Below are 19,408 nucleotides of genomic sequence, written 5' to 3'. Positions count from 1 at the left end.
CATCGATCGTCCGATTGCCGCTTGCTGACCGATGGAACTGGCGGCGGGCAAATGGGATGGCGGAATCCAGCGGGGCGCGGCTGCGTCGTTTGCGTTGCATGCCGCTGCGCTCCTGCTTCTTCTGCTGTTGTTGCCGAAGGCCGAGCCGCCACCATTGCCCGATGACGGTTTCTCGGTGGAGATCGTTCCGCAGCCCGTGGAATCGCTGAAAACGCCCGAGCTCGTCAAGGCGCCTTCGCCGGAACAGGCAAAGCCCCAGGCCGAGCGGGATGCGCCGGTTGCGAATAATCCGGCTGCTGCGGCAATGCCTTCTGTGACACCAATCGCTCCACTGGTGCCAAAGCCGGCTGAATTCGTCGCGGCAAGCCGGCTTTTTTCCGACAAAGTGCTTGCCGATCCGCGCAGCCGGGGCGCCCACGAGGCACTGCGTGGCCTTGCCGGCAGCGAGCGCAATCTGCAGCTCTGCGATCTCGAGGCGCTGGAGCAGGTACGCCGCGCGCGGCCGGAGATGCGGCCGGATACGCTCGCCCCCTATGCGATGACGCCGGAGAAGGTCAGCGCCAACAGCGTCGAGGTGAGGGGCGGCGCCTTCCGCAGCAAAAGGGCATGGTACAACATCCAGTTCAAATGCGGGTTCGATGCCGCCTCCGGCAAGATCGTATCCTTCGCCTTTCTCGTCGGCGATGCCATTCCGCACGGCGAATGGCAGGCGCACAATCTGGTGGCCGATGACGGGGCGGCCGACCAATGACGTCAATCGCTCTGGCGATCACGCGGTTTTTTTCTTTTGTGGCTTGATGCTGCCGGTTTTAGGGGCCACATCGCTGCTGTGACAGAAGAAGACGTTGTACCGGCGGAAACGCAGCACGAAACGAGAAAACAGCGGCCTGAAATCCGCTGGGGTGTCGTCGCGTCCGTGCTTCTGCATGTCCCCCTTGTCGCGCTCCTCATTTTCGGATTGCCGAAGATCGAGCCGAAGCCTGCCGAAGACGAGAGCGTGAAGGTCGAGCTCGTTCCGCCGCCGGAGGAGAAAAAGCCGGAGCCCAAACCCGAGGAAAAGCCACCGGAGCCGAAGCCGCCGGAACAGGCGAAGAAGCAACCACCACCTCCGCCACCACCACCAGCGACCCCTCCGTCGGAAACTGCAAAGCCTCAGGCAGAACCTCCAAGGTCGCGCGCCTTTCGTCCGGTGCTCGAATTTGCCGACAAGGATTCTGCGCCAAAGGAAAAGGAACAGGGAGAGCCGCAGCAGGCGGAAGCATCAAAGCCACCAATTTCTGATGTAAAACCGGAGGAGGCACCAGTCGAGTCGCCGCAGCCCGAACAGCCGCAAGTTTCGGAGACAATGCCTGCGACGACGCCGGTGCCTCAAGATATTGAACTTCCACAGGTCGAGACTGCTGAGGCTAATCCGGAAAAGAACGGGCCGGCTGCCACAGGACAGGACCAGGCAAAAACCAATTTCGAGCAGTCGAAGCCGCCCGAGAACACAACGGTGCCGGCACCTTCGACGCCGCCGAAAGTCGAGGCCAAGGAGGCGGACAAAATGATCAAGGCGAAGACGCTGTTTTCCGAAAAGGTCAACGCCAGTCCGACGATCAAGACCGCGATCAGCAATCTTCCGCGAGGCGAGCGTATCAATCAGCTTTGCCAAACCGAACTCAGGCAGCAACTGATCCATTCGGCTGCGCAATATCAACCGCGTTGGCTACCTTCCTACTCGCTCTTAAGTGGAAGCGTACTTGACGCACGGCGCGGGGCCTTCAAGAGCCGCAATGAATGGTTTGAGGTCAGATTCAGGTGTGAATTGGATGATGATGCGACAAAGGTCATAGCCTTCGAGTTTGATGTCGGAAATTCGGTTCCGCGCAGCGAGTGGAAAAGCCGTCGCTTTCCTGAAGACTAGCAGGAGGAGTTCGGCCACTGCAACAAGCTACACGCAAGCAACCGCATCTAGCCTCTCCTCTGGCCGTGATGATACGGTGCAGAAGAGGACAATGATATGTCGAACGAGATCGAGAATTTTCTTGAGCGTCAGGATGAAGCCGTGAGCGCACTGTTCCTGGAGAACAAGGGCGACGAGCTGACCGATATTCTGGTGGCGGCTCTGGAAGAGGCGTTCGAAATCCTTCTGGAAGCCGCGCCTGCCGGCACCATTCATTGACATTTTCTGAAAGATTGCCGGCTGGATCGCTTGGGGCACGGCTGTCCGGCTACCGGATGGAGCGGGATGCGCTTGGTCGTTCCGCAGCAAGCGTCTTCCGATTGGAAGGTGAGGGCTTGCCGGTCCTCTACCTTAAGGGCGAGGCGATGGGGCCATTCGGCGAGCTTGCCGATGAAGCAACGCGGCTCAGCTGGCTCAGGGGCTGCGGTCTGCCATGCCCTGCGGTGATCGCCCATGAGAGCGATGGCGAGCGCAACCGGCTGCTGATCAGCGCGCTGGCGGGGAGTGATCTTGCCAGCGCATCGACACTGACGCCGTTGGCACGGGTCGAACTGCTGGCGGCGGCCCTTCTCGACCTGCATCGCCTGCCGATCGCATTCTGCCCCTTCGATCACCGGCTGGAGAGCCGCATTGCGGTGGCGAAAGCGCGGATGCAGGCCGGCATCGTCGACGAGACCGATTTCGGCGAGGCGCGGCTTGGAAAAAGTGCCCAGGCGCTGTTTGCCGAGCTTGAGAGCAGAAGGCCGGACCGCGAGGATCTCGTCGTCACCCATGGCGATGCCTGCCTGCCGAATTTCATCGCTTCGGCAGAGGGTTTTTCCGGCTATATCGACTGCAGCCGGCTTGGTGTCGCCGACCGCTATCAGGATATCGCGCTCGCCTGCCGCAGCATCGCCTATAATTTCGGCGAGGCGCTGGTGCAGCCCTTCCTCGATCGATACGGCATACCGGCCACAGATCCGGCCAGGCTCGATTATTATCAGCTGCTCGACGAGTTCTTCTAGGTCGATTGCGTCAATGCTCTGCGGCTGGCAGAGTGGCCTGCGATCGGACCTGCGGGCAGATGATGGCAAAAACCCAATTCAGGATGCTGCGCTCGGCGCTGGCGGGCGTCGAAGCGGTGGAAGCGGAAACGCATCACAGTTTCTCCCGGCACACGCATGAGCAGTTCGGCATCGGCCTCGTCTCATCAGGGGCGCAGAAATCGCTCAGCGGCCGTGGCGTGGTGGAGGCCGAGGCCGGTGATATCATCACGGTCAATCCGAACGAGGTGCATGATGGCGCGCCGATCGGCGAAGGGCGATCGTGGCGCATCCTCTATTTCGATCCCGAGATCGTTGCCGGCCTGTCGCGCGAGATCGACGAGGGTGGGGCAGGGCGGCAGGAAATCCCTTACCCGGTCATCCGCAATGCGGCGATCGCCGCCCGCTTCGAAGCTTTGTTTGGCGTGGTGACCGGGGCTAGGGCGGCGGATGGGCTGCTCACAGAGCAATTGCTTCTGCAGCTCGTCGCCGATGTCATGTGCGAGCGCGGCTGTAGCGCAGAGCGGCCGCCGGTGCCGGCGTCGATCCGTGCGGCGCGGGAGCTGATCGATGACGATCCTCTTGCTGCGGTCTCGCTGACCGATCTCGCCGAGGAAAGCGGGCTCAGCCGTTTCCAGGTGCTGCGCGGTTTTGCCAAGGCGACGGGATTGACGCCGCATGCCTATCTCGTCCAGGCCCGCATTCATATCGCCCGGCGGCTGATCGCTCAGGGAACGCCGCTTGCGGAAGCCGCCTTTGCCAGCGGCTTTGCCGATCAGAGCCACATGACGCGGGTTTTCGTGCGCAAATACGGCCTGTCGCCCAGCCTTTATGCCGGCGGCTTTCTCTAAAGATCCCCCGCCTGCAATTTCGTTCAAGACCCGGACACGTCCTTGCTGTTTTCTCGGCGCTTCCAACAGGAGGCGCTGAATGTCGAGACAGGTTCAAGGGTATCTCTATCTGGGGCTGGCCATGCTGACGGTGGGAAGCACGGTGATCGCCAGCAAGCTGATTGCGTCCGGCGTGGCGCCGTTCAGCGCCACGGCGTTGCGCTTCGCGCTGGCTTTTCCCATCTTGCTGGCGGCAATGCGCCTGACCGGCGCGCGGCTGCCGAAACTCTCTAAGGAAGATTGTCTGATCCTCGCCATTCAGGCTGGCGCCGGCAGCGTCGGTTATACGACGCTGCTGATTTCCGGCCTCAGCCTGACCTCGGCGGCCGATGCCGGCGTGATCATCGGCACGCTGCCGGTGGTGTCGGCTGGTATTTCCATCCTGCTGCTTGGCGAGCGGCCGAAGCCTGCTCTGCTTGTTGCCGTGGCGCTGGCGACGGCAGGCGTGTGTTCGATCGCCTTCAGCCCGGATGCTTCAGGCGGATCATTCTCCGGCAATGCGCTGATCTTCTGCGCCGTCGTCTGCGAGGGGCTGTTCATCCTGCTGAACAAAAGGCTGAGGGCGGAGATCGCGCCGCTTGTCCAGTCGACGCTGATGGCCGGTATCGGCCTCATCATCGCCGCCATACCCGCGATGTTCGAAGCGCCTTTCGCGCCGGGGATTTCCGCAGGCGCTGTCGTTGCCGTCGTTTATTATGCGCTGGTGCCGACCGTCGGCGGCTTCCTGCTCTGGTATGCCGGTGCGGCAAGGGTAAGCGGCACGGAAGCCGCGCTCTTCACGGCGCTCGCGCCGGTTTCCGCCGTCATGCTGGCTTTCCTCTTCCTCGGCGAGCCGATCGGGCTCAACCAGATCGCCGGCATCGCCTGCGTGCTGGCGGCCGTGCTCGGGCTTGCCCTTGCCGACAGCCGGGTGGCGCTGAAAATATCCGGAGGGAGATAGGCCATGCAATTCCGTCATTCCGATTCCATCTGGCAGGACTTTCCGGAGCTTCGCGCCGGTGCGCTTCATGTGGAAAGTATCCATGCGGATGCTGATGTCGAGGCGGCGATCGCCAGCTTCGGCGCGATTGCCGAGGCCCGGCTGGCCGCAGCGCCGGAAGGCGAGTTTCCTGAAATTCAGGCGTGGCGGCGCGGTTTTTCCCGAATGGGGCTGAAGCCGACGCAATATCGCTCGGCCTCCGAAGCGCTGCTGCGCCGCTTCCGCCAGGAGCATGGCCTGCCGCGCCTGCATCCGCTGATCGATCTCTGCAATGCGATTTCGCTCGCCTTCGCCATTCCGATTGCCGTCTTCGACACCGAGAAGATCACTGATGATCTCGAGGTCCGGCGAGCCGGGGGCCACGAGACCTATCTTACCTTCGGCGGCGAAATCGAACATCCGGAACCGAACGAAGTGATTTTCGCAGACAGTGCGGAGAGGGCGCATGCTCGGCGCTGGACGAACCGGCAGAGCGGGCTTTCGGCGGTGCGGCAGACGACGCACTCGGTGCTGATCGTTGCCGAGGCCCTGCATGCCTCCGCGGCCGAGGATATCGGCACGCTGATCGAAACGCTCGCGGATGCACTGACACGTCACTGGCCGGCGGCGCCGAAAACGGTGATGCTGAGCCTGAGATCACCGCTTTTCGAATTCTAGATGCCGGCGTTTCAGGCCTTGGACGAACCGCATGCCCACCCTATCTCCACGGCATCGACATTTCCTGGAGGCGAACCCTATGTCAGACAAATCGATCAAGATCCCGGGGCCGGATCATCCGATCACCGTAGAACACAATCCCTCCCGCGTCGTCGTCACGCTTGACGGCAAGGTGATTGCCGATAGCCACGATGCGCTGACGCTTCGCGAAGCCTCCTATCCGCCGGTGCAGTATATTCCGCGCAAGGATGTGGACATGGCGCTGCTGCAGCGCACCGACCATACCAGCCATTGCCCCTATAAGGGCGATGCCGCCTATTACAGTATCATTGCGGGCGGCGATCGGTCGAAGAATGCCGTCTGGACGTACGAGGCGCCGAATGCCGCGGTCAGCAATATCAAGGGCCATCTCGCCTTCTATCCCGACCGGGTCGACGGCATCGAGGAAATGGCTTCACCGGAAGCCGGCACCTTCTGATCACGGCAGTCGGAACATGTTGCCCGCGGGATCGTTAGCTTGTTCTAGCAGGGGATGTGTCGTGCCTAAATTCTACTTTGAGCTCCTCGATCGTGATGGTGTCGGGGCGACTGAGACCGGATATGAATTCGCCTCCATCGAGGCCGCCAAAGCGGAGGCGCGGCGCGTGCTCGCCGAAATGGCCGCCGAAGGCCTGCCGTCGGAACCTCTGAACATGCTGTCGGTGGAACTCTTCGACGAAAGCCGGCGGCCGCTAGCGGAAATCCGGTTGATTCTCGAGGAAATCGCGAAATAGCCGAGGCCGGAATGCTGCTTGCGATGTTTGTCAGAGCAATGGCGCGACTATGTCAAATTTAATTGCCAGCGGTGGAGGCGGGTCTTAATGCATGTCGCCCGGAGGTGTGCAGCGGTTCCGGGCGAACGACATGCATAAAAAAAGAGCCTAAGCGTCGCGGCGACCGAGTGGGATTGGTGCGGGAGACCTGCGGCAACCCTGAAACCGTTGCCGCTACCGCAAGACGTCGAGCCATTCATTGTTGAAGACGAGACTGGCAACCGTCACCGGGTCGCCGCTTTCGTTGCGAACGGTGACGGCGATGACGGCGCGATCACCCGCAGGCAGTTCGTCACGGGCCACATCCAGCAGGATGCGGGTCACCTCTTTCGAAATGTCCTCGCGCGATCTGAGCTCGGTGCCGTGCTCGTCGCGTGTGGGACCTTCGCCATTATGCAGATCGAAAAAATAGCGAGCCATGTTCTTTCCTGTGCGTCACAGGGGGAAATTACAGATGAAGACAATTGTTCCCGAGGCCAGGCATTGATTCCTATAGAAAATACAGGTCGCATCGTCATGATCCCCTCTTTCGAACTCGACGGACGAGCTCGTGATTGAAGCCCTGCTGCTCAACCTTGGAAGCCGCGATGTGCTGTCGACCGAGGAGGAAAACCGTCTCAGGTCGATCCTGGTCAAGGACCGGCACTTTGCTGCCGGAGAGGATATTGTCGCCGAAGGCAGCCGGCCGCCCTACAGCACGCTGCTGCTCGATGGTTTCGCCGCGCGCTACAAGGTGATGGCCGATGGCAGCCGCCAGATCACCGCGCTGCATGTCGCCGGCGACTTCGTCGACCTGCACGCCTTTCCCCTCAAGAAAATGGATCACGGCATCGTTGCGCTCTCGGCCTGTCATGTCGCCTTCGCCGATCATGGCGATCTCCGGGCGATCACCGAGCGCATGCCGCATCTGACCCGGCTGCTCTGGCTCGATACGCTGATCGATGGCGCCATTCACCGGGAATGGATCGTCGCCATGGGCCGGCGCTCGAAACGGGCTCAGATCGCCCACCTCGTCTGCGAGCTTTTCGTGCGCTTGCAGGTCGTCGAGCGGACGCGGGGCGCCAGCTTCCAGTTTCCGTTGACGCAGATCGAGATGGCCGACGTGCTCGGCATTTCCGTCGTCCATCTGAACAAGACGCTGCAGGCGCTGCGGCGCGAGGGGGTGTTTACCTGGGAAAACCGGACGATCACCATCGTCGATTGGGAGCGCCTGCAGGAAATCGCCGAATTCGATCCCGCCTATCTCAGCATCCACAGGGAGCCGCGCTAGAGCGCCCGGGATCAAGCTTGCGTCATGCGACGCCCCGTATGGCGTAACCGGGTCGCGCCAGCGCATTCCGATTGACAAACAGCGTATCGGGGCAGAACACCGTTCCGACCTTCCCAGAACTCCCAAGAAGGCTGGCGCAGCCGCGGCCGGCCGGTGACATCGCAATGGACATATCCCAAGGCCCGCGGAGCGTTCTTCGCCACCCAGGCTATCTGAACTTCGCTGCCTCCCGCGTGTTTTCCTCGCTTGCATTCCAGTCCATCGGCATTGCCATGGGCTGGATGATCTATGACCAGACGCATAGCGCGTTTGCGCTCGGCCTCGTCGGCCTCTGCCAGTTCCTGCCGATGGCGCTGCTGACCTTCGTCGTCGGCCATGTCGCCGACCGGTTCGACCGGCGGCGCATCGGCCTCGTCTGCCAGGTGATCGAGTCGGTGACGGCGCTGGTGCTGGCGGTTGCCACCTGGCAGCAATGGCTGACGCCAGCCGGCATTCTTGTCGCGGTCACGGTGCTCGGCGCCGTCGTCGCCTTCGAGCGGCCGACCATGGCGGCGCTGCTGCCGAATATCGTGCCGGCCTCGATGCTGCAAAAGGCGGTCGCAACCTCCACTTCGCTGATGCAGACGGCGCTGATCATCGGCCCGTCACTCGGCGGCCTGCTTTACGGGCTGAACCCGGTCGCGCCCTTTGCCGTGTCGGCGCTGCTCTTTGCCGTCGCGAGCGTCAACGTCATCTCGATCCGCATGCAATGGGCGCCTGCCAAGCGCGAGCCGGTGACGCTTGCCTCGGTCTTTGCCGGCGTCTCCTTCATCCGCAGCCGGCCGGTGATGCTCGGCACCATCTCGCTCGATCTCTTCGCAGTGCTGCTCGGTGGCGCAACCGCGCTGCTGCCGATGTTTGCCAGCGATATCCTGCATGCCGGCCCCTGGGGACTGGGCTTCTTGCGCGCCGCACCGGCGGTCGGCGCGCTCGCCATGTCGATCGTGCTGGCCCGCCGGCCGCTCGAAAGCAATGTTGGGCGCAAAATGCTTGCCGCCGTTGCGGTATTCGGCGTCGCCACCATCGTCTTTGCACTCTCCACCAATATCGCGCTTTCCGTCGCCGCACTGCTCGTCGTCGGCGCGTCCGATACGGTCAGCGTCGTCGTGCGCAGCTCGCTGGTGCAGCTTCTGACGCCGGACGAGATGCGGGGCCGCGTCAGCGCCGTCAACTCGCTGTTCATCGGCACCTCCAACCAGCTCGGCGAATTCGAATCCGGCATGATGGCGGCAGCCCTCGGTCCCGTCGCCACCGGCATCGTCGGCGGGCTCGGCACTGTTATCGTCGTGCTCCTGTGGGTGCGGCTCTTCCCCGACCTGACCAAGGTCAAGACGCTGCAGGGCTGATGCATGGCTGGTGCGTTGAAAGCAGCGGCGGCCGCCGTTAGGTTCGCCCGAAACATTATTCGGCGGGGACCGCGCGTGACGAAAGTTTTTCTATCCTGTGTGCTCGCGACCGTGTTCGCATCGGCGCCGGTCGTGGCGCTGGCCGATTGGCAGGCTGTGGAAGAGGTGCGGCCCTATTCGATATCGGGAACGACCGGCGCCGAACTCTACGAATCGATCGGGGCGCGGGGGCCTGAAGCCGGCGCGAGCCGGGCGATCGCGCATACGACGTTCAAGCTGACATGGACCCGGAAATACGAACCGCAGGGCAATGCCTGCGTCATCATCACCAACCGGCCGAAGCTCATCATCACCTATACGCTGCCGAAGCCATCGGCAGCGCTGGCGCCTGCCGTTAGAAGCAGCTGGGATGCCTTCATTACGGGCGTGTACGCCCATGAGCGGGTGCATGGCGACACCATCAAGGCGATGGTCTGGGAAATCGAGGCGATGAGCATCGGCCTCACCGTCGCCGATGATCCCGACTGCAAGAAGATCCGGATCGAGCTGACGCGCCGCCTCGGCGAGATTTCCATGAGGCAACGCCAGAGCGGCCGCGACTTCGACAAGATCGAACTCGGCGACGGCGGAAATATCCAGCAGCTCATCCTCAAGCTGGTCAATGGGCCCTGATCGGGCCGAAGCGTGCCAAGGGAAGGCCGCTATGGCGTGTTGAGACTCAGGGCGTCCGGATCGTGCCGTCAGGGCTTGCCTGATCGACCGCGGCCGGCAGGTGTTGCGCGAGGATATTCGCCACCTGGTCCGTCGGCACGCCAAGCTTCTGCGCAAGCGAGACGAGATATTCGTTCGAGAGTGCGGAACGGATTTCGTCTGGGGTGATCGGCTGGTTTTCGCCACGCCCGAGCCAGGAATTGACACGCGACCCGAGGCCGGCGTCGTTCAGTTTCGTCACCACGCCGTCCAGGCCGCCGAATTGGGAAAAGGCATCGGACATCAGTCCGCCGAGGCCGCCCGGATGGTTGCTGATCGCCTTGCTCAGCATGCCGCCCAAATTATCAAAGAGACTCATCGCATCCTCCGTGTAGATCGTGATCGGCGCCGCCGCGTGGCGACGCCTGTGATAGCCGAGCGAAAAGACGTCAGGACTTGAGTTTGCTGTTGCAGATGCTGTAATAGCCGCCGCCCTTCTTGATCCAGGTGAGGCCGCCCAGGCTGTCATTGGCCTTGTCGGTTTTGTATTGCTCGAGACAGGTATGCATTCTCGCCTTACCCGGGGTCTCGCTTGCGTATTTCGCCGAGACCTTGGTGGGGAAGACCACGCCCTTCGGAGCCTTGGTCGTGGTTGCCGGCGGTTCGGATGCATTGTCCGTATTGGCCATCGTCGGCTCTTCGTTCTTGGCATCGCCCGCAGCAGGTGCTGTGGCCGCAGGTGCTGCCGCGGCATCGGTTCCGCACTGCGCCTTACGGAAATCGTTCCACTTCATTCCATTCAGGCTGTTGGCCGCTTGTGCCGCTTTGTATTTGGCGCTGCATTCGTTCATCGTCAGCGCATTCGCGTGAGACGCGAAGGTAAATGCTCCGATACCAAGGGCGACGGCTGTTCCGATAGAAGCAAGTTTGATCATGAATACATCCTCCAAGAGCTGTATTGATGTCGACGCCTGAACGCGGGCACACGCCGCGTAGGCGGGTGCTGTCAGGTAACATTAGATCGCGGAGCAATACTGTCAAATTTTAGGCGTTCATTATATAAGTGGAGAATAAATCAGTAAATTTCGATACAGCCGTGTTGCCAGCCCGCTTTCGATCGGGTGAACGGTCGGTCGGTCTGGAACTACCCGACTGGTCTCCTATTTCTCCCGTCAGCGTGAGATAGATGGAGGAGGCGTGCAATGTCCTATGTCGATGGTTTCATCGTGGCGGTGCCGAAGGAGAATATCGAAGCCTATAAGGAATTCTCGGCCTTCGCCGGGTCGATCTGGAAGGAATATGGCGCGCTCGAATATGTCGAATGCATCGGCGACGACGTGCCCTATGGCACGCTGACCTCCTTTCCTCGCGCCGTGCAAGCCAAAGAGGACGAGGTGGTGGTGTTTTCCTGGATTGTCTATCGGTCGCGGCAGGAGCGCGACGATATCAATGCCAAGGTGATGGCCGATCCCAGGCTCAAAGGCGACCAATGGCAGATGCCGTTCGATGGCAAGCGGATGATCTATGGCGGCTTCGAGACGCTGCTCAGGCTCTGATGCCGGCGCTCCCGCTTTTCGAGGCATTGACTTGGCCGCCATGACGCGCCAACTCGCGGGGATATCACTCCGAGACGGGAGAGCGCCTTGCCGCAGACGGTCCTTACACTAGCCACACGCGGGCAGGGACTTTACGAATTCACCGACCAGGCGGAGGCTTTCGTCAGAGCGGCCGGGCAGGAGGAGGGGCTTCTCACCGTCTTCGTGCGGCACACTTCCTGTTCGCTGCTGATCCAGGAAAATGCCGATCCCGACGTACAAACCGATCTTCTCGCCTTCTTCCGCCGCCTCGTGCCGTCGGCCTCCGATCCCGCGATGGGCTGGGTCGTTCATAGGGCCGAGGGGCCGGACGACATGCCGGCGCATATCAAGGCGGCGCTCACTCAGGTTTCGATCGGCATCCCCGTCGCGAGGGCGCGGCTGATGCTCGGCACCTGGCAGGGCCTTTATCTGTTCGAACATCGCGACCGGCCGCACCGGCGCGAAATCGTCCTGCATCTCAGTGCCTGAAAGGATTAATCCTTCTGAATGAGAACTGAATGCGCGGTTCGAATGCCATTCAGTTTGCAGGCGTCTACTGTCGAAACAATCCCTGAAGGGAGAGTTCGAGCATGTCGCGCGATAACGACATGCGTAAAGACAAAGAACAAATCGACGGAGACACCCCATGACGCATTTGCTCGCCAAAGCCTCGCTTGCCGCATTGCTCGCCCTCTGCTCCATTCCGGTCACGGCTTCCACCGCGGCAGCCGCAGGGCCGCAGACGAACCTCGTCGCCGAAGCGCAATACCATCGTCCGATCCGCGGTTGCTCGCCGATGCATGCGGTGCGCAAGGCGCGCGACTTCGGCCTGCGCGATGCCCGCATCACCCGCATGTCGCCGCGCGTCGTCGTCGTTGCGGGGCGTGAGCGTCGCGGCTGGGACAGGATCACCTTCGCAAATGTCCGCGGCTGCCCGCTGATCCGGCGCTGAGGACTGAGCCGGCAAGCACCGACACGGCGCTTGCCGGCCGCTTTTGCCTTGACGGCGACACTTTCACTTGTCTCTTCTCTAGCCCGTATGGGTGATTCCCAAATGACGCTTCGGCGGAATGCGGAGTAATAGGCGGGCGGCTCGGCCGCACCGACTTTCAAACGAAAGGTTTTTAGATGATGCAGTTTTTGGCAAAGGCGGGTCTTGCCGCCATGCTGACAGCCGGCACCCTTGCCGGCACGATGGCGCCTGCCGCCGCGCAGTTGAATATCATTATCGGCGATCAGGATCGTGATCAGCCGCGGGATTACCGCCGTCCGCCGCCCGGCTACGACCGTCCGCCTCTGGGCTACGATCGCCGGCCGCGCGGTTGCGATCCGCGTCTCGCTGAAGATATGGCCCGCGATTTCGGCTTCCGCCGCGCCCGCGTCGTCGACGTCACGCCGCGCCGCGTCATCGTCCAGGGCTGGACACGTCGCGGCCCCGACCAGATAAGCTTCGGCAACGTCCGCGGCTGCCCCGCTCTGCGTCGCTGATATCGACTAGAATACCGACCGCCTTTGCCAGTCTCCCGGATCGGCAAGGGCGGTTTTCTTTTTGTGTAATTCTTTGACAGCGCCGCGCGTCTGAAGGACACGCGGCGCTGTCATGCTTACTGATCGATGGCGAAGGTCACGGTGACGCTGACATTGTAACTGTTCTCGCCGCCCTGGACGGGAACGGCAGCGTCGGAAGCTTCCTTCATCATCGTGGCGCGATAGGCGGGCTGCGGCATCGGGCGAGGGACGTTCTCGTTGATCTCGATGATCCGGCCGAGCTTGACGCCAGCGGCTTCGCTCAGCGTCTTCGCCTTCTTGACGGCCTCGGCGACGGCATTCTTGCGCGCCTGTTCGAGGGCTGCTTCCGGCTTGTCGTTGGTGAACTGGATGTCGCCGCCCTGGTTGATACCGAGGGTGACGGACTGGTCGATCACCTGGCCGAGTTTGGCGAGATCGCGCAGCCTGACGGTGACCGAATTGATGGTCTGGTAGCCGATCAGCTGCGGCTGCTGTTGCTGGCCATCGACCGGCTGCGGATAGTTATATTGCGGCTGGATGGAAAAGCCTGAGGTTTGTAGATCGCGCTCGGCGATGCCGCCGTCCTTCAGCGCCTTAAGCACCTCGTTCATCGCCTTGTTGTTCTCGTCGAGCGCTTCGCGGGCGGTTTTCGCCTGCTTGACGACCGCGAGATTGACGACAGCCATATCGGGAGCGATGGCCGATTCGCCATCGCCCGTCACCGAGATCACCGCCTCGCGCGGCTTTGCTTCCTGCGCCAATGCGGGCGCTGCGCTGCCAAGCGGCAGAGCCAGAAGGGCAGTCATCAGAATAGTTTTGGAGAGAATCGGCGCCATGTTTCATTCCCTAGTTGTCGTTTCCCGGAACCACTTTCTGTCGGTTGATTGTGAAGCTATTGCGGCGGAAAGGAAGGGCGGAGGCGCATCGGGAGAAAAATGTGCGGGATGCGTGGGTGGAACTCAAAATCCGTTCAGCGGTCGGCTGCAACATTCGGCTCAACAGGGAGTGAAAGAGAACGCGTCCTGTGCTGGCGAGTAACGGAGAGTGTGCCGTGTCAGCCCCCTCTGCCCTGCCGGGCCCGGGGTCGAGCCGCGGGTCTCGACCCGTCCTTCGGACCCCCACGGGTGGGGAGATTGGCTGGGCGCACGGGTTTCCCCAGACAATTGGCGTCGCAGAACGACGCAACGGAAGAGAGGTAGGAAGGCCTAGCCACTTGCCGATCTCCCCACCTGTGGGGGAGATGCCCGGCAGGGCAGAGGGGGCCGACCACGGCACACCCTCTCCATCCTGGGCACGGTTTTCACCGGCTTGGTCTGCAGTTCCACGGTTTCGCAGGCGCCGAAGGCCGGCCTGTCGACTGGTCCTAGTTCCGGAAGGAATTGCCTATTTCTTGATCAGAAGCCGCAGACGGCTTCGCGGCGCGCTTTATGCGCCGAAATCATCCATAAACGACGGATGGATCGCAGGCTTGCGCTCTTCGCGCGCGTCGCGAAAACGCTGGGGAACCGCACCGAGACCGGTCACGAAACGGGTCAGGAGATTGCGGTTGAAAAGTTTATGCAGGGCACTCATGGCAGTTCACTCATTCTTTTTTTTGTTAGCCGGCAGCATATATTTTGCCCAAGCTGCCATCGCAATGGGCAATTTTACATGACAGTTATGCGACAGTGCATGGCTCGGAGGCAGGTGAAAGGCGATCACATTGGCGTTAGGCGGGGCCGCCGAGGCGGCCAACCGCTCTAAATCCTCACAAACACCCGTCATCGCGTGGTAGATTGCCCTCTTGGGCTGAAATCACGCCCTTCCGAAGGAGACGCTCAGATGAACCGATTTTTCGCCTTTATCGCGACCGGAACGCTGATCAGCCTTGCAACGATCACGTCGGCCTGCACGTCGTCCGGAAGCCTCGACCAGACCTCTTCGATCGGCGACGGTTACTATCACGAGAGTCGCCCGCTCAACCCGGCCTGCGGGGGCGGGTTCAGACCTAGCGACGGGCGTTCTTGTAGTTATTAGGAAGAGTCCTGAGCACCATGTCGTTGGACGAAGTCAGTCTGATGCTGTCGTGGCGGTAGCCTATGTTTCGCCCCACATCGCCCCTATGGCCCAATCCACGACTGGCTTCCCATGGACCGAGCAAGCGGAGATTGTTGGGCAATTACAGCCAACTGCCTGCAGCCGGCGGCTCCACTTTTCCGTCTGACAAGCATGCCGTGCCGAAAGATGCGGCACCGACCAATGGAGCTATCACGGCACTGGCGTCCGCATTTCCAGCGCTAATAGCTGCACGGACGATCGTTGCCGAATCCATTGCGGCAGGCGGGCCGGAGGGCAAAATCAGCGCTGTGAGAGGTATACCCGACCGAGCCCGTTTGCACCGAGTCATGTGAGCTCGTGGTGCAGGACGATGCCGACATGGAGATGACGAAGACGGCTGTCATGGCTGCCAATAGTTTGCGAGTTTGAAACATGTGACCATCCAGCATTGCCCAAAGAGTGTCCTTGTATTCCTGACAACTAGGGTCGATGAGGCATTCCGATAACTGTGCTTGTCGATCAAGATTTCGTTATTTGTTGACAAACCTTCGCCAGCTTCACCCGAGGGCTAAGCCTAACCCGGAAAACCTGTTGGGGAGCCCATTGGCTCTCCAAATAGCCACTCTAGGAAACGCCGCCGCCGAGATAGTCGGTTTTCCGGCTTGGGCCGTGCCGCAATGAACATCACCGCTTTGGACGCCTGCTTGGCGTCCAAGGTTATCACTCAGTGAAGCCCTTGCAGTCTGTTCCGCCGCTCTGCCAGCAGTTCATTTTGAACCAGATTCCTGGCATTGTCCGAAAGACCATTCGGCCCGAACAGACCAAGCTCGGTAAACCGCGCTTCGATTTCCTTCGGAATGCTATCCGCTTCGTGTTGGCAGAGGCGCACAAGCCACTTCCATTCGTCGCTAGTCATATCCCTGTGCACGACCATGAATTGCTACCCCTCCCGAGAACCACGACATCCATTAATAAGTAGCACAACTTCTGTCGAAAGGCAGGTGGCTCGACGATCGGACTGATCATGCGCGTATCATCGTTTGTTTGTGACGCCCACACCAAGTTTCAGCCGATCGTTCAGCAGTGGGACGAGCATCTTCATTGCTTTGTCGGCGTCCAAAAAGTCTACTTCCGCCCGCCTGACGAGTTCATTTGCTAAAGTTTCGATCTCATATACCGATGCTTCGAAGTGGCTGCCCTGCATTATGTCGAATTTCCCTCTGCCTTGAGTTTTATCGAAAACGTGGTTCTCACTCTGCGTCGGGATCGCCGCTCTCTTGGCGTCGTATATTGTCCAGATTGGGATAATCGAATTGTGGATCTTGTCTAACGACACAACTGCGTTGAACGCATCGTCGTTCTTCAAGGACAATAGCATCGCCATCTCAGCTGGTGAAAATTCGACGGGGGTTGGAAGGTTTGCTATCGGAAGAAGAACAGCGGATATCAATTCTATCTTCTCGCGCTTTGCTAGCGCGAGCCGATCATCGATAGTTTTTTTGATATTAGTGAGCGATGAGTGGATAGAGATCACTTTAAAAAGAAGCGAATATCCATGGCTTTTTGCTTCCATCCTTCGATCATCTTTACGTTCCCTGCGCGCCGCGTTTTGTTCCTGCTTTTGAATGAACAGTGCGATTAGGCCGCCCACAATTGCCCCCACCAGTGCGGACCAGAATTCACTTCCAAGCCAAGTACCTAATTCTCTGATGGACGTAAGAATTTCTGACATGCTCGCCTCGTCGTAAGATGGTGAAAATTACTGTAGCGGAACCGGCAACATGAAGTGGGTCGCAAATCTGGTCACAGCTTTTTTCGGCACGTGCCCCATCATTCGCAGCGTGAGGAAAATCTGATAGCCAGCCTCGGTGATGAAACGTGGCGTAAACAGTGGGTGGCTAACCAAGTTGTCAGCCGATCTTTGGGAAAAATGGTGGGCCCGGAGGGACTCGAACCCCCAACCAAGCGGTTATGAGCCGCCGGCTCTAACCATTGAGCTACAGGCCCTTGACGCCGGTGGTGGGCGCCTTGGCGCCGGAGGCCGGCGCCTGGATGCCGGGGCAATGGTTCCCACAGCATCGGTTCGCTCTAACGCAAATTGCAGGGAGCCACAAGCGCAGAGCGCAAGCATCTGTGGACGGTGCATATTTCGTGGGCGCCGGTACTGGAACCTTCTCGCGCGGGCGGCAATTACAGAGATTGGATTCGATGAAGAGGGCGGTCGCAGATGGTGGCGTTGAACAGTGCCGTGGTGCTTATCGTCGAGGACGAGCCGCTGATCCGGTTCACTGTCCTCGATGTGCTTGAAGATGTCGGCCATGTGGCGCTGGAGGCGGCAAATGCCGATGAGGCGTTGGTGGTGCTGAAGGGCAGGCAGGATGTCGATATCCTGTTCACCGACGTCAACATGGCAGGTTCGATGGACGGGATCCAGCTTGCCAAGCGGGTGAGGGCGATGCGGCCGAATATCGGCATCATCATCACCTCGGGCATGGTGCGGCTGGACCCCATGGCGCTGCCGGCCAACACCGCCTTCCTGCCGAAGCCCTACATGCACGACGCGCTGATCTCGACGATCGCTTCGCTGATGACGTGACTGGATTGCTTGGTGATAGGACTTCCCCATGACATGACTGGGCGCGCAGCCGCAAAACGGGGACGGTTTTGCGGCTGCGCGCGAGGCGCCGGGAGACATGCTGGTCTTCGGGCGTGCGGAGGGGGTCGCGCCCTCAGCTGAAGCTGCTCTTCAGCGCCTCGTTCTCGTGGTGAGCCTTCTTTTCGTAGATCGTGAACAGCGCCATCGAGAGGAGATAGGAGAGGAAGGGATCCCCTATCTGCGTGGCAATGTCGCGGGAGGCGAGCACGTGGCGCTCCAAGGCGCCGATATCTTTCTGTATTGCGGTTTCAGCGAGGCGGTTCATGCTGCCATCTCCAGGAATTGGGTCACGACCGAGCGGGCCGGCACGTGTCTGATATAAAGGGGTAGGGTCAGGCCGAGGGCGGCGCGCATCTTGCACAGCACGCGGTCCGACACCTCGAAGGCGCCGCAGCAGACGGGATACTTGCCGTAACCGTCTGCGCGGCCGAGTTCTTCCACTTCGGCGCCGGCACGTTTGTAGACGCGCTTGAGATAGGGCTCGTAGTTGGAAATCATCGTGTGGATGCCGTGATCGAGCGCGCATTCGCAAAGCGCCAGCAGCATCATCGAGAAGGCGCGGCCGGCGTCGATATTCGGGAAATCCCTGGCGATCGCCTCCTCATCGATGCACATGCGCGTGCCCTCCCAGATGCCCGGCGCAATGAGATTGGCGGCATCCGGAAAAGTCTCGCGGAAGACATCGTAGAGAAGGGTCGGGCCGGTCGTCGGCATCAGGCGCATGCCGCCATAAAGACGGGTGCGGCTGTCGTTGCACCAGACGAGATAGGCGGGAGCGAGCGCATCGTAGCTGTCGCGCTCGTAAGGGCCGACGACGGGAACGTCCCAGCCGAGCGTATCGGCGAAAACCTGCTTGCGCAGGCGAAACATCTGATCAAGTACGGCAGCGTATTTCTGATATTCGTGAGCCTGAATGATTACAAACATCTTGCCCTCCAGCGTTTGCAAGTTCGTGGAGAGCAGAATGGTTCAGACGGGCCGGATCGGAAATTCCCTCAGATGGGCCCCCTCAGATGAGGGGGGCAGAGCATGTCGCGCAAAACTGTGCCGCGGTTTTGCGACAACGACATGCGCCAAACGACGACCTGGCGCACCGGCCCGAAAATCGGAAACGATTTTCGGAAAGCACGATGCGAGGATTCGAAGTTACAGCATCCTTTGCCCGTCTCAAAAGACGCGCGACGCGCTTCAGGGATTGATGATGCGCAATTGCACGGCCCGCGAGGCGGCGGCCGAGATCGTGGCGCAGCCGAGCTTGAAGCGGGCGGTCTTCAGATAGTCGCGCGTCGTGTGCTCGGAAATGCCCAGGATGACCGAGATATCCTTGTAATCCTTGCCCAGCGCCGTCCAATGCAGGCACTCGATTTCGCGCGGCGACAATGCCGGCACCGGATCGTTCTCACCGTGCAGCTCGTAGACCGCCTTGCGATGGATCAGATGGGCGATCTCGATCCATTCGGTGCGGCAGCGGCGGACCAGCTCGGTCCATTCGTCGACCGGTATGCGGGCATTCACCGACAGAAGCGCGCGGCGCTGCGCCTTGTCGGCGACGGGAATGGAGTAGCCGTTGCCGCCAATGCCGTGCTTCTGGGCGTCGACAAGCATGGCATAGGCCTCCGGCGTCGGCTCGACCTCGCTCCAGTCGAACGGCAGCTGGCGTTCGAAGCCCTGCTTGACGATCGGATCGACCCTCACATAGCTGTTCAGGAGATAACGCGAGACCCAGGCATCCGGATAGGTGGTGCGCACGAAGGGCGAATCGATCTTGCTGGCGATCGTCTGGGCGAGGTGGTAGGTGACGAAATCGAGGCCATATTCCGCCTGCAGAACGCGGATGGCGCCATCTACATTGGCCGCAGCCTTGATCTGTTCGAAAGCCGACTCGAACTTTTCGCTATAGGTATTCTCAGTCATTTCCACTGCCCCAATTCCCTCAATCCTACCGCGAGGACCGTCATAAATACAAGGCATCCCCACAT

Annotated in this window: 29 protein-coding genes and 1 tRNA gene; 18 read left to right on the top strand and 12 right to left on the bottom strand. The window is 60.7% G+C overall.

What is annotated here, in order from left to right:
- The first annotated feature begins 31 nt into the window (after positions 1-31).
- The 9 genes from HJB84_RS09940 to HJB84_RS09900 all read left to right on the top strand — a co-directional run bounded on the left by HJB84_RS09940 (position 32) and on the right by HJB84_RS09900 (position 6,266).
- The gene (locus tag HJB84_RS09940) at positions 32-751 is read left to right on the top strand and encodes a DUF930 domain-containing protein (RefSeq protein WP_221115836.1); all 720 of its coding nucleotides are present in this window, start codon (positions 32-34) and stop codon (positions 749-751) included.
- A gap of 36 nt (positions 752-787) precedes the next feature.
- On the top strand, positions 788-1,906 hold the full coding sequence (locus tag HJB84_RS09935) for a DUF930 domain-containing protein (protein ID WP_221115835.1): 1,119 nt from the start codon (positions 788-790) through the stop codon (positions 1,904-1,906).
- A 96-nt stretch (positions 1,907-2,002) separates the two neighbouring features.
- On the top strand, positions 2,003-2,164 hold the full coding sequence (locus HJB84_RS09930; RefSeq protein ID WP_207581219.1) for a hypothetical protein: 162 nt from the start codon (positions 2,003-2,005) through the stop codon (positions 2,162-2,164).
- Positions 2,161-2,949, top strand: coding sequence for an APH(3') family aminoglycoside O-phosphotransferase (locus HJB84_RS09925; RefSeq protein ID WP_207581218.1), 789 nt, complete (start codon positions 2,161-2,163; stop codon positions 2,947-2,949). Before HJB84_RS09930 ends, HJB84_RS09925 begins: the two co-directional genes overlap by 4 nt.
- Before the next feature lie 62 nt (positions 2,950-3,011).
- Entirely contained in the window at positions 3,012-3,818 is an 807-nt protein-coding gene (locus HJB84_RS09920) for an AraC family transcriptional regulator (protein ID WP_207581217.1), read from the top strand.
- Positions 3,819-3,897: 79 nt separating this feature from the next.
- Complete coding sequence (locus HJB84_RS09915; protein ID WP_221115834.1) at positions 3,898-4,797, top strand: DMT family transporter; 900 nt, start codon at positions 3,898-3,900, stop codon at positions 4,795-4,797.
- A gap of 3 nt (positions 4,798-4,800) precedes the next feature.
- Positions 4,801-5,493: a B3/4 domain-containing protein gene (locus tag HJB84_RS09910; RefSeq protein WP_221115833.1), complete on the top strand. Its 693-nt coding sequence runs from the start codon at positions 4,801-4,803 to the stop codon at positions 5,491-5,493.
- Between the two features lie 79 nt (positions 5,494-5,572).
- Positions 5,573-5,971 (top strand): DUF427 domain-containing protein, encoded by a 399-nt coding sequence (locus tag HJB84_RS09905; protein ID WP_221115832.1) that lies wholly within the window; start codon positions 5,573-5,575, stop codon positions 5,969-5,971.
- A gap of 61 nt (positions 5,972-6,032) precedes the next feature.
- On the top strand, positions 6,033-6,266 hold the full coding sequence (locus tag HJB84_RS09900) for a DUF6894 family protein (RefSeq protein WP_221115831.1): 234 nt from the start codon (positions 6,033-6,035) through the stop codon (positions 6,264-6,266).
- Between the two features lie 213 nt (positions 6,267-6,479).
- Here HJB84_RS09900 and HJB84_RS09895 read toward each other — a convergent pair whose 3' ends face one another.
- A complete protein-coding gene (locus HJB84_RS09895) occupies positions 6,480-6,725 on the bottom strand; it encodes a DUF6894 family protein (RefSeq protein WP_207581212.1) in 246 nt (81 codons plus the stop codon).
- Positions 6,726-6,855: 130 nt separating this feature from the next.
- On the opposite strand from HJB84_RS09895, the gene HJB84_RS09890 reads away from it, so the two are divergent.
- From HJB84_RS09890 to HJB84_RS09880, 3 genes are all read left to right on the top strand, one after another.
- Positions 6,856-7,575: a Crp/Fnr family transcriptional regulator gene (locus tag HJB84_RS09890; protein ID WP_221115830.1), complete on the top strand. Its 720-nt coding sequence runs from the start codon at positions 6,856-6,858 to the stop codon at positions 7,573-7,575.
- Between the two features lie 164 nt (positions 7,576-7,739).
- Complete coding sequence (locus HJB84_RS09885; protein ID WP_207581210.1) at positions 7,740-8,960, top strand: MFS transporter; 1,221 nt, start codon at positions 7,740-7,742, stop codon at positions 8,958-8,960.
- 3 nt (positions 8,961-8,963) lie between these two features.
- The gene (locus HJB84_RS09880; protein ID WP_221115829.1) at positions 8,964-9,632 is read left to right on the top strand and encodes a DUF922 domain-containing Zn-dependent protease; all 669 of its coding nucleotides are present in this window, start codon (positions 8,964-8,966) and stop codon (positions 9,630-9,632) included.
- Between the two features lie 46 nt (positions 9,633-9,678).
- Here the strand turns inward: HJB84_RS09880 and HJB84_RS09875 are convergent, their stop codons facing one another.
- On the bottom strand, positions 9,679-10,029 hold the full coding sequence (locus HJB84_RS09875; protein WP_207581208.1) for a YidB family protein: 351 nt from the start codon (positions 10,027-10,029) through the stop codon (positions 9,679-9,681).
- A 70-nt stretch (positions 10,030-10,099) separates the two neighbouring features.
- Complete coding sequence (locus tag HJB84_RS09870) at positions 10,100-10,585, bottom strand: hypothetical protein (RefSeq protein ID WP_221115828.1); 486 nt, start codon at positions 10,583-10,585, stop codon at positions 10,100-10,102.
- A 267-nt stretch (positions 10,586-10,852) separates the two neighbouring features.
- Between HJB84_RS09870 and HJB84_RS09865 the strand changes: the two genes are divergently transcribed.
- From HJB84_RS09865 to HJB84_RS09850, 4 genes are all read left to right on the top strand, one after another.
- Complete coding sequence (locus HJB84_RS09865; RefSeq protein ID WP_207581206.1) at positions 10,853-11,206, top strand: DUF1428 domain-containing protein; 354 nt, start codon at positions 10,853-10,855, stop codon at positions 11,204-11,206.
- Positions 11,207-11,293: 87 nt separating this feature from the next.
- Positions 11,294-11,716: a secondary thiamine-phosphate synthase enzyme YjbQ gene (locus tag HJB84_RS09860; protein ID WP_207581205.1), complete on the top strand. Its 423-nt coding sequence runs from the start codon at positions 11,294-11,296 to the stop codon at positions 11,714-11,716.
- 157 nt (positions 11,717-11,873) lie between these two features.
- Positions 11,874-12,179, top strand: a complete 306-nt coding sequence (locus HJB84_RS09855) for a hypothetical protein (RefSeq protein ID WP_207581204.1) — start codon at positions 11,874-11,876, stop codon at positions 12,177-12,179.
- Between the two features lie 176 nt (positions 12,180-12,355).
- Positions 12,356-12,715 carry a hypothetical protein gene (locus HJB84_RS09850; protein ID WP_221115827.1) on the top strand — a complete coding sequence of 120 codons (360 nt, stop codon included), beginning with the start codon at positions 12,356-12,358 and terminating at the stop codon, positions 12,713-12,715.
- Positions 12,716-12,831: 116 nt separating this feature from the next.
- Here HJB84_RS09850 and HJB84_RS09845 read toward each other — a convergent pair whose 3' ends face one another.
- Positions 12,832-13,572, bottom strand: coding sequence for an SIMPL domain-containing protein (locus HJB84_RS09845; protein WP_221115826.1), 741 nt, complete (start codon positions 13,570-13,572; stop codon positions 12,832-12,834).
- 589 nt (positions 13,573-14,161) lie between these two features.
- On the bottom strand, positions 14,162-14,308 hold the full coding sequence (locus HJB84_RS09840; protein ID WP_003593213.1) for a hypothetical protein: 147 nt from the start codon (positions 14,306-14,308) through the stop codon (positions 14,162-14,164).
- Between the two features lie 249 nt (positions 14,309-14,557).
- Here HJB84_RS09840 and HJB84_RS09835 point away from each other — a divergent pair, with 249 nt between their 5' ends.
- Entirely contained in the window at positions 14,558-14,752 is a 195-nt protein-coding gene (locus tag HJB84_RS09835) for a hypothetical protein (protein ID WP_207581201.1), read from the top strand.
- Positions 14,753-15,012: 260 nt separating this feature from the next.
- Here HJB84_RS09835 and HJB84_RS33515 read toward each other — a convergent pair whose 3' ends face one another.
- The 4 genes from HJB84_RS33515 to HJB84_RS09820 all read right to left on the bottom strand — a co-directional run bounded on the left by HJB84_RS33515 (position 15,013) and on the right by HJB84_RS09820 (position 16,780).
- Entirely contained in the window at positions 15,013-15,207 is a 195-nt protein-coding gene (locus HJB84_RS33515) for a hypothetical protein (RefSeq protein ID WP_246762677.1), read from the bottom strand.
- A 290-nt stretch (positions 15,208-15,497) separates the two neighbouring features.
- Positions 15,498-15,707 (bottom strand): hypothetical protein, encoded by a 210-nt coding sequence (locus HJB84_RS09830; RefSeq protein WP_207581200.1) that lies wholly within the window; start codon positions 15,705-15,707, stop codon positions 15,498-15,500.
- Between the two features lie 99 nt (positions 15,708-15,806).
- Positions 15,807-16,505, bottom strand: a complete 699-nt coding sequence (locus HJB84_RS09825) for a hypothetical protein (protein WP_207581199.1) — start codon at positions 16,503-16,505, stop codon at positions 15,807-15,809.
- Between the two features lie 199 nt (positions 16,506-16,704).
- A tRNA-Ile gene (locus HJB84_RS09820) sits at positions 16,705-16,780 on the bottom strand.
- A gap of 220 nt (positions 16,781-17,000) precedes the next feature.
- Here HJB84_RS09820 and HJB84_RS09815 point away from each other — a divergent pair.
- Positions 17,001-17,369: a response regulator gene (locus HJB84_RS09815; RefSeq protein WP_207581198.1), complete on the top strand. Its 369-nt coding sequence runs from the start codon at positions 17,001-17,003 to the stop codon at positions 17,367-17,369.
- 133 nt (positions 17,370-17,502) lie between these two features.
- Here HJB84_RS09815 and HJB84_RS09810 read toward each other — a convergent pair whose 3' ends face one another.
- The 3 genes from HJB84_RS09810 to HJB84_RS09800 all read right to left on the bottom strand — a co-directional run bounded on the left by HJB84_RS09810 (position 17,503) and on the right by HJB84_RS09800 (position 19,343).
- Entirely contained in the window at positions 17,503-17,694 is a 192-nt protein-coding gene (locus tag HJB84_RS09810) for a hypothetical protein (protein ID WP_003593249.1), read from the bottom strand.
- A complete protein-coding gene (locus tag HJB84_RS09805; RefSeq protein ID WP_207581197.1) occupies positions 17,691-18,356 on the bottom strand; it encodes an acyl-homoserine-lactone synthase in 666 nt (221 codons plus the stop codon). The genes HJB84_RS09810 and HJB84_RS09805 overlap by 4 nt, the downstream gene beginning before the upstream one ends.
- A 261-nt stretch (positions 18,357-18,617) precedes the next feature.
- A complete protein-coding gene (locus tag HJB84_RS09800) occupies positions 18,618-19,343 on the bottom strand; it encodes a LuxR family transcriptional regulator (protein ID WP_207581196.1) in 726 nt (241 codons plus the stop codon).
- Positions 19,344-19,408: the final 65 nt, after the last annotated feature.

Origin of the sequence: Rhizobium sp. NZLR1b (genome assembly GCF_019685155.1) — a bacterium.
GTDB lineage: Bacteria > Pseudomonadota > Alphaproteobacteria > Rhizobiales > Rhizobiaceae > Rhizobium.
This window is presented reverse-complemented; position numbering and strand designations above follow the sequence as displayed.